This window comes from Elioraea sp. Yellowstone, from assembly GCF_006704265.1.
GTDB lineage: Bacteria > Pseudomonadota > Alphaproteobacteria > Acetobacterales > Acetobacteraceae > Elioraea.
This window is the reverse complement of record NZ_VIKA01000093.1, coordinates 1-13,461: the sequence shown is the minus strand read 5'-3', so window position 1 is coordinate 13,461 and position 13,461 is coordinate 1. Positions and strand designations below refer to the sequence as shown.

14 protein-coding genes are annotated in these 13,461 nt (G+C 73.1%); 3 read left to right on the top strand and 11 right to left on the bottom strand.

The features are described from left to right. From FK498_RS12910 to FK498_RS12880, 7 genes are all read right to left on the bottom strand, one after another. On the bottom strand, window positions 1-712 hold a 712-nt coding region (locus FK498_RS12910), incomplete at its 3' end, for a DNA polymerase IV (RefSeq protein ID WP_141855187.1). Then, entirely contained in the window at window positions 709-1,608 is a 900-nt protein-coding gene (locus FK498_RS12905) for an ROK family protein (RefSeq protein ID WP_141855185.1), read from the bottom strand. The genes FK498_RS12910 and FK498_RS12905, both read right to left, overlap by 4 nt. A 31-nt stretch (window positions 1,609-1,639) precedes the next feature. Further along, a complete protein-coding gene (locus FK498_RS12900) occupies window positions 1,640-3,268 on the bottom strand; it encodes an AMP-binding protein (RefSeq protein ID WP_141855183.1) in 1,629 nt (542 codons plus the stop codon). Between the two features lie 4 nt (window positions 3,269-3,272). Beyond that, on the bottom strand, window positions 3,273-3,632 hold the full coding sequence (locus FK498_RS12895) for a DUF6285 domain-containing protein (protein ID WP_141855181.1): 360 nt from the start codon (window positions 3,630-3,632) through the stop codon (window positions 3,273-3,275). Beyond that, on the bottom strand, window positions 3,622-4,635 hold the full coding sequence (locus FK498_RS12890; RefSeq protein ID WP_141855179.1) for a phosphotransferase family protein: 1,014 nt from the start codon (window positions 4,633-4,635) through the stop codon (window positions 3,622-3,624). The genes FK498_RS12895 and FK498_RS12890 overlap by 11 nt, the downstream gene beginning before the upstream one ends. After that, entirely contained in the window at window positions 4,628-5,836 is a 1,209-nt protein-coding gene (locus tag FK498_RS12885; RefSeq protein WP_141855177.1) for an acyl-CoA dehydrogenase family protein, read from the bottom strand. The genes FK498_RS12890 and FK498_RS12885 overlap by 8 nt, the downstream gene beginning before the upstream one ends. An 11-nt stretch (window positions 5,837-5,847) precedes the next feature. Beyond that, window positions 5,848-6,615: an SDR family NAD(P)-dependent oxidoreductase gene (locus tag FK498_RS12880; protein WP_237560937.1), complete on the bottom strand. Its 768-nt coding sequence runs from the start codon at window positions 6,613-6,615 to the stop codon at window positions 5,848-5,850. 95 nt (window positions 6,616-6,710) lie between these two features. On the opposite strand from FK498_RS12880, the gene FK498_RS12875 reads away from it, so the two are divergent. Genes FK498_RS12875 through FK498_RS12865 form a run of 3 tightly spaced genes read left to right on the top strand, consistent with a single transcriptional unit; the run spans window position 6,711 to window position 8,305 of the window. Further along, entirely contained in the window at window positions 6,711-6,950 is a 240-nt protein-coding gene (locus tag FK498_RS12875) for a sulfurtransferase TusA family protein (protein ID WP_141855175.1), read from the top strand. After that, a complete protein-coding gene (locus FK498_RS12870; protein ID WP_141855173.1) occupies window positions 6,947-7,879 on the top strand; it encodes a histone deacetylase family protein in 933 nt (310 codons plus the stop codon). The genes FK498_RS12875 and FK498_RS12870 overlap by 4 nt, the downstream gene beginning before the upstream one ends. 48 nt (window positions 7,880-7,927) lie before the next feature. Then, entirely contained in the window at window positions 7,928-8,305 is a 378-nt protein-coding gene (locus FK498_RS12865) for a SaoD/DsrE family protein (RefSeq protein ID WP_141855171.1), read from the top strand. Between the two features lie 121 nt (window positions 8,306-8,426). Here FK498_RS12865 and FK498_RS12860 read toward each other — a convergent pair whose 3' ends face one another. From FK498_RS12860 to FK498_RS19325, 4 genes are all read right to left on the bottom strand, one after another. After that, on the bottom strand, window positions 8,427-9,422 hold the full coding sequence (locus FK498_RS12860) for a magnesium transporter CorA family protein (protein ID WP_141855169.1): 996 nt from the start codon (window positions 9,420-9,422) through the stop codon (window positions 8,427-8,429). A 47-nt stretch (window positions 9,423-9,469) separates the two neighbouring features. Then, a complete protein-coding gene (locus FK498_RS12855; protein ID WP_141855167.1) occupies window positions 9,470-10,108 on the bottom strand; it encodes an exopolysaccharide biosynthesis protein in 639 nt (212 codons plus the stop codon). 87 nt (window positions 10,109-10,195) lie between these two features. Next, on the bottom strand, window positions 10,196-11,539 hold the full coding sequence (locus tag FK498_RS12850) for an MBL fold metallo-hydrolase (RefSeq protein ID WP_141855166.1): 1,344 nt from the start codon (window positions 11,537-11,539) through the stop codon (window positions 10,196-10,198). Between the two features lie 4 nt (window positions 11,540-11,543). Beyond that, window positions 11,544-13,461, bottom strand: a 1,918-nt coding sequence (locus FK498_RS19325) for a hypothetical protein (protein ID WP_202614845.1), incomplete at its 5' end; no start/stop codon positions are given.

Sequence of the window (13,461 nt, the reverse complement as noted above, 5' to 3'; positions counted from 1 at the left end):
CGCCGAGGGTCGCGAAGCCCTGCGCCACCAGCCGCGCGGCTGCCTTCGGGCCGATCCCCGGCAGCGCGCCGACCGGAAGGGGCGCGAGCACCCGGGCCGCCTCGCCCGCGCCGATGACCGCGAAGCCGCGCGGCTTGTCGCGCTCGGCCGCCATCTTCGCGAGCATCCGATTGGGCGCCAGCCCGACCGAGATGGTGACGCCGAGTTCGCTCTCGACCGTGCGCGCGAGCCGCGCCAGCACCACCGCCGGCGGCGCGCCGTGCAACGCCTCGGTGCCCGAGAGGTCGAGCACGGCCTCGTCGATCGAGAGCGGCTCGACCAGCGGCGTGAGGCGCTGCATCAGCGCACGCAGCGCGCGCCCGACCGCGGCGTATTTCGCCATGTCGGGGCGGATCACCACCGCGTCGCGGCAGAGCGCGAGCGCCTTGAACATCGGCATCGCCGCACGCACGCCAGAGCGGCGCGCAAGGTAGCAGGCGGCGGTCACGACACCGCGCCGGCCGCCGCCGACGATCACCGGGCGATCCGCAAGCTCGGGCCGGTCCCGCTTCTCGACGCTGGCGTAGAACGCATCGGCATCGACATGCGCGATCGCGAGCGCGAACAGCTCCGCATGGCGCACCAGCCGCGTCGAGCCGCAGCGCGGACAGCGGTCGCGATCGGAAGGCTCCGCGGCATGCCAGTCGCAGTCGCGGCAGAGCGTGGGCGTCACGGCGCCTCGTCCGGACGCCACAGCCAGGCGGCCCCCCGCACGCCGGAGCTGTCGCCGTGCTTCGCCTTGAGGACCGGCGTGGCCACGACATCGCTGAACACGTAGGCCGGCAGGAGCCGCGGCACGGCCTCGTAGAGATGGTCCATGTTCGAGAGGCCGCCGCCGAGCACGATCGCATCCGGATCGATCAGGTCGATCACCACCGCGAGCCCGCGCGCGAGCCGGTCGGCGTGGCGCGCGAGCGCCGCCCGGGCACGGGGTTCGCCCGCGGCTGCGCGCCGCTCCACCGCCACCGCGTCGCGCGCGCCCGGCCCGTCGCAGTCCTCGGCGAGGCCGGTGCCGCTGATCCAGGTCTCGAGGCAGCCGTGCCGGCCGCACCAGCAGCGCCGCCCCGGCACCTCGACCGCCGAGGGCCACGGGAGCGGCGCATGCCCCCACTCGCCGGCGATCGCGTGGGGGCCGACCAGCGGCGTGCCGTCCACCACCACGCCGCCGCCGCAGCCCGTCCCCAGGATCACGCCGAAGACGACGCGCCTGCCGGCCGCGGCCCCGTCCGCGGCCTCGGAGAGCGCGAAGCAGTTGGCGTCGTTCATCACGCGCACGGGACGGCCGAGCGCGGCGGCGAGGTCGCGCTCGAAGGGCATGCCGTTCAGGAAGGTGCTGTTCGCGCCCTTGACGAGACCGGTCGCCGGGCTGATGCAGCCGGGCATGCCGATGCCCACGGTCGCGCGCGCGGCGAGCCGCGACTCGGTGGCCTCGACGAGGCCGCGGATCGCACGGATCACGCCCCAGTAGTCGCTGGGGGTGGCGATGCGTTCACGGTGACGCTCCGCGCCCGCTGCGTCGAGCGCGATGATCTCGATCTTGGTGCCGCCGAGGTCGATGCCGATGCGCATGACGGCACTCTGCGGTCCCGCAAGCCGGCGCTCAAGCCTCGCGCGCGGCCCCGCGCAGGCGTGCGCGCAGCTCGTATTTCTGGATCTTGCCCGTCGCCGTCTTGGGGAGCGGGCCGAAGGTGACCCGCTTGGGCGCCTTGAAATGCGCGAGCCGATCGCGGCACCAGGCGATCAGCGCGGCCTCGCTCACGCTGCCCTCGGCGTCGGGCTTGAGCGCCACGAAGGCATGAGGCACCTCGCCCCATGTCGGGTCCGGCGCGGCAACCACCGCCGCCTCCATCACCGCCGGATGGCGGTACAGCACCTCCTCCACCTCCAGGCTGGAGATGTTCTCCCCGCCCGAGATGACGATGTCCTTGGCGCGGTCCTTCACCTCGATGTAGCCGTCCGGGTGCAACACGCCGAGATCGCCGGTGCGGAACCAGCCGCCCACGAACACCGCCGCATTGGCTTTCGGGTTGCGCAGATAACCCTTCATGATCGTGTTGCCGCGCAGCACGATCTCGCCGAGGGTTGTCCCATCCGCCGGTACGCGCGCGCCCGTGCCGCGATCGAGCACCGTCGCCTCCTCGAGCGTGGGCAGGGCGACACCCTGGCGCGCCATGAACGACGCGCGCTCGGCAAGCGGCCGGTCCTCGAGCCCCGGCTGCCAGGCGCAGGCGAGCGAGGGGCCGAAGCTCTCGGTCAGGCCGTAGAGATGCGTCACCTCGAATCCCATCTCCTCCATCGCCGCGATCACCGGCGAGGGCGGCGCGGCCCCGCCGGTGGCGATCTGCACGCGCTGAGGAAAGGCAAGGCGCTGCTCTGCCGGCGCATTGATCAGCATGGTCAGCACCACGGGGGCCGCGCAGAGATGCGTCACCCCGTGCCCGGCGATCAGGGCGAAGACGCGCGCGGGCTCGATGCGGCGCAGACAGACATGCGTCCCACCCTGCAGCGTCACCGCCCAAGTGTAGCACCAGCCGTTGCAGTGGAACATCGGCAGCGTCCAGAGATAGACGCTCCGCGGCGAGAGGCCGAAGGCGAGAGCGTTGCCGCAGGCGTTCAGATAGGCGCCGCGATGGTGCACCACGACGCCCTTCGGATCGCCGGTGGTGCCGGAAGTGTAGGAGAGGCTGATCGCGGCCCATTCGTCCGCGGGCGGCACGAGGGGGAAGGCCGGGTCGCCGGCGGCGATCACCGCCTCGTAGGGCGCCGCGTCGATCGCCGCCCCGCCCGGACCTTCCGGATCGTCCACCACGATCACGCGCGGGCGCGGCGCGAGCCCCTCGAGCGCGGCGGCCGCGGTGGCGGCGAACTCGCGGTCGACGATCAGCACCTTCGCCTCGGCATGGCCGAGGATGAAGCGGATCGTTCCGGGATCCAGGCGGATATTGATCGGGCACAGCACCGCCTGCGCCGTCGGCACGCCGAAATGCGCCTCCAGCATCTCGGGGACGTTGGGCAGCAGCACGGCGACCACGTCGCCTGGTGCCACGCCCAGGCCGCGCAGGGCCGAGGCAAGGCGGCGGCTGCGCTCGGACAGCCCGGCGTAGGTCAGCCTGCGCGCGCCGTGGATCACCGCCGTGCGCGGGCCCCATACGGCGGCGGCGCGGCGCAGGAACGACACCGGCGAGAGCGGCACGTGGTTCGCGTCGGTCTTCGGCAGATCGTCCTGCATGGTCTCATCCTCCGCCGAGCGCCTTCGGCGCGCTCACCGAACAGCGCAGCCGGGCGAGATCCTTGAGCAGCCGAGCCGCCTCGGCATGGCGTTCCGTGCCGGGATCGAAGGCGCCGGCGCGGATCGCCGCGGCGAGCGCGCGCAGGGGATCGGCCGCCTCGCCGGTGAGTGCCGCAACACGCGCGACCAGGGCGGTGCGGGCGTCGCCGGCGAGTGCCGTCTCGCGCGCGGCGATGCCGATCGCGTTCGCCACCATGCGCACCGCGAACCGTTGCGCCTCCGGCAGCGCGGGCAGGACCTCGTCCAGCAGGGTCGCGCGCGCGATCGCGAGCAGGTCGGGCGTGTAAGGCCGCTCAAGCGGCATCGCGCGCCTCCACGGCGGCGAGGATGTCCCATTCGAGCTGCGGCACGATGTGGCCGGTCAGCGCGAGCTCGAGGCTCGGCTCCGCGCCCGAGAGGTGCCGCTCCGCCTGGTCGAGCGCGATGGTCGCCCAGCGCAGATGCGCCGCGATCTCCCACCAGGCGACGCGGCCAGGATCGGGCGGCGCGCCGCCGGCGGCGACGTAGCCGGCGTAGAGGGCGTCGCGCGGGCCGATCCCGCCCGCCTCCTCGGCGTCGTTGCCGAAGCGCCAGCACTTCGCGCAGAGCCAGCCCAGATCGGCATGCGGATCGCCCCAGCCGGCGAACTCCCAGTCCAGCACCGCGGTCACGCCGCGCGCGTCGAACATGATGTTGCCGGTGCGGAAATCGTTGTGACATAGTACCGACGTGATCGGTGCCGGCGCCCGGCGCGCGAGATGCCGAAGCCCCCATTCCAGGATCGGATGCGGGTCGCGCTGGCGGTCGAGCGCGCGCTGCTGGCCGGCCAGGAAGGCAGCCGCCGGATCGGCCGGAGGCGCGCCGAGGAAGGGAAGATCGGCGCGCGGCGGGCGGATCGCGTGGATGCGGGCGAGCTCGCGCCCGACCGCTTCCGCCGCGGCGCGGCGCCCGCCGGCGAGCGTGCCGCACCTCACCACGCGATGCCCGGCCGCGACGCCCTCGACCCGGCGCATCACGAAGAACGGCGCACCAATCACCGCCCGGTCGGGGCAGAGGAAGAGCGGTTCCGGCACCGTCACGCCGGCCGCCTGCGCGGCGCGCAGCAGGGCGAACTCCTCCGCCCTGCCGTGCGAGACCGCGAGCGTGGCGGCGTTGTCGGTGCGCAGCACCCAGGCGGCGGTGCAGCCGTCGCCGCACCGCACGTCGAGCGCCCAGTTCTGCTGGATCGCCCCGCCCGAGAGCCGCCGCAGATCCGCGATCGCGAGTGCCGCGTCACCCGTCTCGGCGCGCAGCCAGGCTTCGAGGCGGACGCGGCGCGCCTCATCCATGCACGGGCATCCCCCAGCCGAAGAAGTCGCGCCCCTCGCGGCGCAGGATGTTGGCGATCACCATCCGGTGCACCTCGGAGGCGCCGTCCACCAGGCGCGCCTGGCGCGCGTAGCGGTACATCCACTCCACCACCGTGTCCTTCGAGTAGCCCTTCGCGCCGAGGAGCTGCAATGCCGTGTCCACCGCCTTGTGCAGCGCATCGGCGACGACGATCTTCGCCATCGAGATCTCCTTGCGCGCGAAGCCGCCCTGGTCGAGCACCCAGGCCGCCTTCATGGTGAGCAGCCGGCCGATCTCGATCTCCATCGCCGCCTGGCCGATCATGCCCTGCACGCTCTCGCGCTCGATCAGCATCTGCCCGAACGACTTCCGCTGCGCGACATGCGCGGTCGCGATCTCAAGCGCGCGCCGTGCCATGCCGAGCCAGCGCATGCAGTGCGTCAGCCGCGCCGGGCCGAGGCGGATCTGCGTCACCTTCAGCCCGTCGCCCACGCCGAGCAGGCGCTGGCTGTCGGGAATCTCCAGCCCCTCGAAGGCGAGCTCGCAATGCCCGCCGTGCTCCTCCGGCCCCATGATCGGGATGCGCCGGACGATGCGCCAGCCGGGACTGTCGGCGTCGAACAGGAAGGCGGTGAGGCCCTTGCGCTCGTCCGTTGAGGTGCGCGCGACGACGATGAAGATCCTCGCGGCCTCCGCCCCCGTGATGAACCATTTGCGGCCGACGATGCGCCAGCGATCGCCCACGCGCTCGGCGGTGGTGTAGGTGAGGCCCGGGTCGGAGCCGCAGCCGTCCGGCTCGGTCATGGCGAAGGCCGACTGCACGCGGCCGTCGATGATCGGCTGCAGCCAGCGCTCCTTCATCGCCTCGGGCAGCACGCGCTCGAGGAGCATCATGTTGCCGTCGTCGGGGGCAGCACTGTTGAACACCACGGGGCCGAAGATCGACCGGTTCATCTCCTCGTAGACGGCCGCCATGCCGACGCGGTCGAGCCCGCCGCCGCCGCGGGATTTCGGCATCTGCAGCGCCCAGAGCCCCTCGGCGCGCGCAGCCGCGCGCATCTCGGCGAGCAGCGCGGGCGCGATGTTCTCGTGCCCGTCGTAGCTCGCCGCATCGGCTTCGAGCGGGATCAGACGGTCGTCGACGAAGCGACGGACGCGCTGGCGGATCGCCTCGACCTCGGGAGGGAGCGTGAAGTCCATCGGGTCTCGCCTCAGAGCGGGTTGATCGAATGCCCGCCGTCCACGGTCACCACCGCGCCGGTCATGTGCGCGGAGGCATCGGAGGCGAGCAACAGGAAGGCACCCGTGAGATCCGCGGGCGTGCCGAGCCGCCGGGTCGGGATGCGCCGGATCATCGCCTGGCCGGCATCGGTTGCGAAGAAGGCGCGGTTCATGTCGGTCTCGACATAGCCGGGGGCGAGCGCGTTGACGCGGATGCGGTGGCGCGCGAGCTCGATCGCAAGCGTGCGGGTGAGCTGGATCATCCCGGCCTTGGCGGCGGCATAGGCGGCGACCCCGGCCGTCACGCGCAGGCCGAGGATCGAGGCGATGTTGACGATCACGCCGGGCCTGCCGCCAGCCACGAGGCGACGCGCGCCCTCCTGCGCCACCAGGAACGCGCCGCGCAGGTTCACGCCCACCACCGCGTCCCACGCCTCGGTGGCGAGTTCGAGCGCGGGCTGCGTCACGGCCACGCCCGCGTTGTTGACGATCACGTCGCACGGCGCCCCGAACGCGGCCTCGCCGGCAGCGAAGGCGGCGGCGATCGCGGCAGGATCCGCAAGGTCTAGCGGCACGGCAACGGCACGGCCGCCGAGCTCGGCCGCAAGCGACCCGCAGGCCGGCAGGCGACGCGCCGCGAGCACCACCGCCGCGCCGGCCGCGTGCAGCACGCGCGCGAAATGGGCACCCAGCGTGCCGGAGGCGCCGGTCACCAGCGCCACCCGGCCTTCGAGCGAGAACAGGCCGGCGAGATCCACCCGATGCTTCTCCCGCCGCACGGGTGCCATGCGGCGCCGGTCGAGGCAAGCGGCCGGCGCTTGCCCGATCGCAGGTGGCGGCGCAGAGTGGGGGCATGGCCGAGACGCTGCTCGATCTCAAGGGGCTGAGCTGCCCGCTGCCCGTGCTGCGCGCCAACAAGGCCTTGCGTGGCCTGCCGGCGGGGGCGCGGCTGCGCGTGCTGGCGACCGACCCCGCGTCGGTCAGGGATTTTCGCAACTACTGCGAAACGACCGGGCATGCGCTGGTGGCGGTCAGCGAGGCGCAGGGCGTGTACAGTTTCGTGATCCAGAAGAAGGCCGAGGCGGGGTCGTGACGACCGCGCTGTTCACGCATCCCGCCTGCCTGGACCACGACAACGGCCCCGGACATCCGGAGCGGCCGGACCGCCTGCGCGCGGTGCTGCGCGCCCTGGAAGGCGAGGCGTTCGCCACGCTCGCCCGCGAGGAGGCGCCCGAGGCGACCCCCGAGCAGCTGATGCGCGTGCACCCTGAGCGTTATGTCGAGGCGATCCTGTCGATCGCGCCGCCGCCCGGCGAGCGGGTGATGCTCGACCCCGACACCGGCATGAGCGGCGGCAGTCGCGCTGCGGCCCTGCGGTCGGCGGGCGCTGCGGTGGCGGCCGTGGACGCGGTGATGCAGGGCTGGGCACGCGCGGCATTCTGCGCGACCCGCCCGCCCGGCCATCACGCCGAGGCCGCGCGGCCGATGGGGTTCTGCCTGTTCAGCAACGCCGCGATCGCCGCGCATCACGCCCGCGCGGTCTGGGGTGTCCGGCGTGTCGCCGTGCTCGACTTCGACGTGCATCACGGCAATGGCAGCCAAGCGATCCTGCAGGACGACCCCGACTTCTTCTATGCCTCCTCGCACGAGATGCCGCTCTACCCGGGCACCGGACATCCCTCCGAGCGCGGCTGCGCGGAGAACGTGCGCAACGTCGCGCTCGAGCCCTTCGCGGGCGGGCCCGAGTTCCGCGCCGCCTGGGGCGACGTGATCATTCCTGAAGTCGATCGGTTTTGCCCCGGCCTCATCATCGTCTCGGCCGGGTTCGACGCCCATGCGCGCGATCCGCTCGCCTCGCTGCGGGTGCAGACGCCGGACTTCTCCTGGCTGTCGCGCGCGCTGGTCGAACTCGCCGATCGCGTCTGCGGGGGCCGGATCGTCAGCCTGCTCGAGGGCGGCTACGACCTGATCGCGCTTGCCGAGGGCGCCGCCGTCCACGTGCGTGCGCTGATGCGGATCTGACCGGCCGCGCTCCGCTCGTCACGCCACGACAGCACCAAGGGAACGCAGATGCGAGTCGCCTATGTCTTCGCCACCCCCAACGCCGCGACCTTCAAGCTGGCCGGGATGATCCTGCCCCAGCTCGAGGAGGGACGACACGGTGCCGAGGTGGTCGGGATGTTCTTCTTCGACGACAACGTCCACGTGCTGCGCGCCGGCGATCCGACCGGCGAACGCCTGGCGCGGATCGCCGCCCGCAGCGGCATGCTGCTGATGATCTGCGACGATTGCGCGCTCCGGCGCGGCCTCGCCGAGGGTGACTTCACCGGCTGCGGCCGCGGCGAGGTGAGGGCCAAGGGCTGCGTGGCGGGCGTGGTCGCGGGCTGCTTCCCGCAGCTCTACCAGGCGCTCTCGACGTCGCCGCCCGACCAGGTGATCACGCTGTGATCGGCGTTGCCCGCCGGCAGTCCGGCACGGCCGACGATCATGACGGGCGTCGGGCAAGGGCGGCCTCTCGGGCCGACCGCTGCGGTTCCGGCGCAGCCGGGGAACCGCCCGCGCCCCGGCGTCACAGCCAGCCCTTGCGGCGGAAGTAGATCACCGGCAGCACCGCCGAGACGACCATCGCGACCAGCGACAAGGGATAGCCGACGCTCCAGCCGAGTTCGGGCATGTGCTCGAAGTTCATGCCGTAGATCGAGGCGATCAGGGTCGGCGGCATCAGCGCCACCGCCACCACCGAGAAGGTCTTGATCACCGCCGTCTGCTCGATGTTGATCACGCCGAGTACCGCATCGAGCAGGAAGGTCGCCTTCTCGTTGAGGAACTTCGCGTGCTCCTGCAGGCTGCGCAGGTCGCGCGCCAGCGTCTTGATGCGCGGCTTGTTCTCCTTGCGGATGGCGCTGTCCTTCTCGGCGGTGATGAAGGCCATGATGCGCGCAAGTCCGAGCAGCGTCTCGTTCGCCCGCGCGGTCGCATCCCCCACCCGGCCGAGGGTGATGAGAGCCTCCTTCAGTGCCGCGTTCTTGGTCGAAGCCGGCTCGCTGCTGCGCGCAGCGCGGAAGGCCGCGGCGCTCGAGCGATCCATGTCGGCGGTGATCCGCTCCAGCACGTCGGCGAGGCGGTCGACCACCTGCTCGAACAGGCCCAGCATCACCCCGTCCGCGGTCGCCACCAGCGAGGCGTTCTTGGCGGCGCGCGCGGCGTAGATGCCGAAGGCGCGCGGCGTCGCATGGCGCACGGTGACCAGGGTCTGGGCCGTCAGCACAAAGGTGATCGCGGCGGTTCCCGGCTCGCCGGTATCGGCGCCATGCATCACGGGGGTGGTGAGGAAGAGCGCCTCGCCCTCGCGATAGAGCCGCGAGGAGGCCTCGATCTCCTGCTGTTCCTCGCGCGTCGGCAGCTCGACGCCGATCAGCCGCTCGACCATGCGCTCCTCCTGCCAGGTCGGCTGGAGGAGGTCGATCCAGACCGGCAGCGGGGCCGCGGCGGCGCCCTCGGAGGGAGGATGCGGCGCCTCGCCCACAATCAGCCGCCCGCCCTCGACCCGATAGGTCGTGATCATGCTGCCTCCGCCTGCTGCTTCGGGCGTTCTAGCCAAGCCCCGCCGGCCTAGGCGAGTCCCAGCAGCCGCGCGCCGATTCCGAGGATCACCAGCACGATCACCACGTCGATCGCGATCGCGGCGATCAGGATCGCGATCGAGACCAGGAACAGCCGCCGATCCGCCTCCACCAGCGCCACCGACATCACCACGATCGCAAGCGCCGGAGCCGGATTGCCGAAGGGGATCGGCAGGGCGAGCAGCGTGGCGTTGATGCCGAGCAGCAGCGCCGCGGTGATCTCGACGCCCCGATGCGGCAGCCTGAGCGTGCCCGGGCGGACGAAGCGCTCGAGCCGCGCGAGCCAGGGCTGCGCGCGCGCGAGCACCGCCTCCATTGCCGCGCGCGGCACCGTCCGTTCGCGGATCGCGCGCGGCAGCACGGGCTGCGGATAGCCGACCAGCATCATGGCAGCGAGGATGATGATCGGCGTGCCGAGCACGCCCGAGAGGCCAGGGATCGGCGCCGGGATCAGATTCGGCAGCGCCAGCGCCAGCATGAGCAGCCCATAGCCGCGATCGCCGAGCGCGGTCATCAGGTCGCCGATCGCGATCCGATCGGTCGGCCAGGCGCGGCAGAGATCGAGCAGCAGCGCCGAGGCACGCTTGCGTTCGCCCGGCGGTTCGATCCGATTCGCCGACTCTCCCATCAGCCCTGCCGCTCCTGGCCTGCCACACGGCCTGACCCTGCCAACAGCACCGCCCCGGGGCAATCGCAGGGGTGACGGAAGCGGCCGCTACAGCCGCACCTCGAACCAGAGATCCGCGGCGCGGATATCGCGCGCCGCCGGCACCGGCGGCACCCCGTCCCTGCCGGCATCGGCGCGCAGCACGCGTCCCCCGGTGCGCTCCGCGAGCCGCGTCATCAGCGAGGGCAGCGGAATGCGGGTCCAGTTCTGCCGCCGCGCGATCGCCTCGTCCACCGGCACGAGCGCGGTGGCCAGCCGCCCCATCGTCTCCAGCCCCTGCTCGCGCAGCGTCGCGTTGTGGCTGCCATGGTGGCCGACCTTGTACAGCACCGTGCGCGCAAGGAGGTCGGGACCCGTCACCTCGCCTCCCGCCACCTGCCAGCGCAGCCCCTGCCACGACAGCCAGTTGCCGACCTGCGCGTCGCCGGCGAACAGCAGCACCGCGCCGCTGGGAAGCTCGATCGCGAGCACGAGGCTCGTGTTGTTGGTGTGCGCGTCGAGCTTGAGCGCGAGCTCGGCGAGGCCGTCGAGCCAGGCGCCGGAGATGCCGCGCCAGCGCTCCTCGGGCGAGACGAGCACACGGCGGAAGAACGGCAGCGTGGCGGCCACCTCCAGCGGGATCGCCCAGCGCGCGGCGAAGGGCGCCTCCGCCGCGCCGGCGAGGCAGGCGGCAGCATCGTCGAGCGGCAGGCCGGGCGCGATCTCGTAGGTCTCGCGGCCGGCACGCGACGGCTGCGAACGCAGCAGCAGCGCCTCGTCGCGCGGCGGGCCGAGGATATAGATCCGCGCGCCCGTGCCCTCGATCTCGAGCGGCCCCTCGCCGGGCTCGAGATACCGCGGCCTGCCGCCGGGAGCGAGCGCGCGCGCCGCCTCCAGGGCGTCGCGCGTCGAGCTGCCGCCCGCGCCGAAGAAGCCGAGCAGGCCGGCGAGCGGTCCCTCGCCGTCCGCCCCGGCAAGCCCAAGCCGCGCCATCCCGAGCCGCAGCGCCGCGAGCGCGCGCGCGCGCTCCCCGGCCAGCCGCCGTGCCTGCGGATCATCGGGATTCTCGGCCCAGCTCATCCACACCTGGCGCGTGCGGAGCGCGCGCATCCCCTCGCCGGCCTGGAGGAACCCCGAGACGTGATCCCAGTGCTCGTGCGTGACCGCCAGCAGCGCGATCTCGCCGCCGGTGACGCGGGCGATGTCGGCCACGACCGCCTGCACGGTCGCGGCGGCATCCCTGGTGCCGAGCAGCACGCCGCAGTCGATCATGATGTGCGCCTCGCCCCGGCCGCGCGGCAGGCTGATCAGGAAGCAGTCGCCGAAACCGTGGCGGTACATGCGCACCCGCGGCCGGCGCGGGGGGCGGGGGCGTTTCGTCGCGGCAGGCTTGCGGGACCTCGAGGTCGCCATGGCGCTACTCCCCCGGCCCGTGGGCATGCAGCACCGCGAAAGGCTCCCGCCCCGGGCGGTCGAGGCCATAGGGATCCGCGGCCGCGTGCGCCGCCGCCTCGGCCGCGAAGGCGATCTGCTCGCCGGTCCGGCGCGGCTGCGCCACGCTCTTGCGAATGCAGTAGCGCAGCTCGGCCGTCCCGGTATCGATCAGCAGCGTGCAGCCGCCGCGCAGCCGGAGCTGCGGGGCGTCGTCCGGCACCCAGGACTGCGTCGCCTCCACCACCAGGTCGCGGCGCGTCTCGCCGTCCGGGCCGACGCGCAGCGCATGCCGCACCGCATGAACCTCGATCGGCTGCAGCCGGCCGGCGCGGCCGGCGACGGCGAGCGGGCCGGGTTCGCGGCGCAGGCCGAACAGCGCCCGCTCCTCATCGCGCAGCCGATCGGGCGCATCCAGCCAGCGCTTGAGCAGGCGTGCCTGGCGGCGTGAACGCTCCCACAGCCGCCGCCGATCCGTGCCCAGGCCGCCGGCCCGCGCCAAGGCGCGCAGCGTGCCGGCGAGCGAGGTCGGCTGGAGTTCCGGCGGCTCCCAGAGAAGGTTTTCGGCGGCGACCAGGCCGACACCCTCGGGCTGGATGCCCCGTGCGCGGAACGCGGCGACGAGCGCGGTGCGGTAGCCGAACGGATCGGCCGGCGCCATGTCGCGGTCGGCCGTGACCAGGGCGCGCAGGTACTCGCCGAAGGTGATGTCGACCGGCGGGCAATAGTCGAGTGCGCGGATGCACATGCCGAGCACATGCCGCGCGGCCTTCGCGGCCTCCTCGGCGAGCGCGCGCACCAGCACCTCGGGCAACGCCCCCTCGGGCAGCACGCCCGACCCGCCGGAGGCGAGCCGGACCAGCACCTCGGCGCGGCGGTGGTAGATCTGACGGAACGCGTCGAACACCGCGGCCACCAGCACCGCTCCGCGCGCGTGCGGCTGGCGTGATGCAGCGTAATCGGTCGGGCGCGGCCGGCGCGGCACCCACACGGCCTCGCCGTCGCGGTCGATCGTCTCGCCGATGAAGTCGCGCAGCGCACCGTGGCCGCCGAGCGCCCGGCCGAACTGGCGCGCGAGCGCACCGAGCAGGTTCTCCCGCCCGAGATCGCCGCGCGTGCGCGCGATCTCCGCCTCGAGCGCCTCGGCGATGCCGAAGTGCTGGAACAGGGCGACGATGTCGGAGAACGCCTCGTGGAAGGCGAGCACATCCGGATTGGTGGGTTCGCGGAAGCGGCGGTGCACGCCGTCGAGCAGGGCGTGCGCCGTCTCGTGCGCGATCACGTCGTGCGAGAGGCAGGTGAACACGATCCCGCCCGGCACGTGCCCGGCGCCCGCGCCGGCGCGCGCGCGGAAATAGCCGAACAGCAGCGCCTTGCGCTCGGGGCTGTAGTACGCGTTCGCCGCGCGCAGCGCGTGCGGATAGATGCGCAGCCGTGCGACGAAGTGCTCGCGCGGCCTTCCCCCGGCATCGCGATCGACGTGCGGGGCCCAGAGCACCGGCCGGCCGAGCGCGCGTTCGAAGGCGCCGATCGTGCGCATCGCCACGGCGTAGACCATCTGCTGGTGGAAGCGCGGATCGGACTCCGAAGGCGCAAGGCCCTGGGCGGCGATCAGCGCCGGATCGTCGAGATCGATCGGGGCATAGGCCGCGCCGCTCGCCGGGTCGATGTCCACAACCTCGAGCAAGTCACCGACCGGTCCGGGCTCGACGCGCTCCCACGGGATCTCGAGCGTGGTCTCGTTGAGGCCGAGGGTCTCGAGCCGGGCGGCGAGGGAGGGATCGAAGGCGAACACGCGCAGGCGCCGGCAGGAGGGCTCGGGCAGCGGGGGCGCCGCCGCACGGGCGAGGCGTGCCGCCGCGACCGCCTCGCCCTCGGCGGCCGCTGCCGGCAGGGCCCCGACC

What these genes read in the sequence shown, in the direction of transcription:
- FK498_RS12905 (WP_141855185.1), bottom strand. Translation starts at nt 1,608, where the DNA reads ATGCGCATCGGCATCGACCTCGGCGGCACCAAGATCGAGATCATCGCG.
- FK498_RS12900 (WP_141855183.1), bottom strand. Translation starts at nt 3,268, where the DNA reads ATGCAGGACGATCTGCCGAAGACCGACGCGAACCACGTGCCGCTCTCG.
- FK498_RS12895 (WP_141855181.1), bottom strand. Translation starts at nt 3,632, where the DNA reads ATGCCGCTTGAGCGGCCTTACACGCCCGACCTGCTCGCGATCGCGCGC.
- FK498_RS12890 (WP_141855179.1), bottom strand. Translation starts at nt 4,635, where the DNA reads ATGGATGAGGCGCGCCGCGTCCGCCTCGAAGCCTGGCTGCGCGCCGAG.
- FK498_RS12885 (WP_141855177.1), bottom strand. Translation starts at nt 5,836, where the DNA reads ATGGACTTCACGCTCCCTCCCGAGGTCGAGGCGATCCGCCAGCGCGTC.
- FK498_RS12875 (WP_141855175.1), top strand. Translation starts at nt 6,711, where the DNA reads ATGGCCGAGACGCTGCTCGATCTCAAGGGGCTGAGCTGCCCGCTGCCC.
- FK498_RS12865 (WP_141855171.1), top strand. Translation starts at nt 7,928, where the DNA reads ATGCGAGTCGCCTATGTCTTCGCCACCCCCAACGCCGCGACCTTCAAG.
- FK498_RS12860 (WP_141855169.1), bottom strand. Translation starts at nt 9,422, where the DNA reads ATGATCACGACCTATCGGGTCGAGGGCGGGCGGCTGATTGTGGGCGAG.
- FK498_RS12855 (WP_141855167.1), bottom strand. Translation starts at nt 10,108, where the DNA reads ATGGGAGAGTCGGCGAATCGGATCGAACCGCCGGGCGAACGCAAGCGT.
- FK498_RS12850 (WP_141855166.1), bottom strand. Translation starts at nt 11,539, where the DNA reads ATGGCGACCTCGAGGTCCCGCAAGCCTGCCGCGACGAAACGCCCCCGC.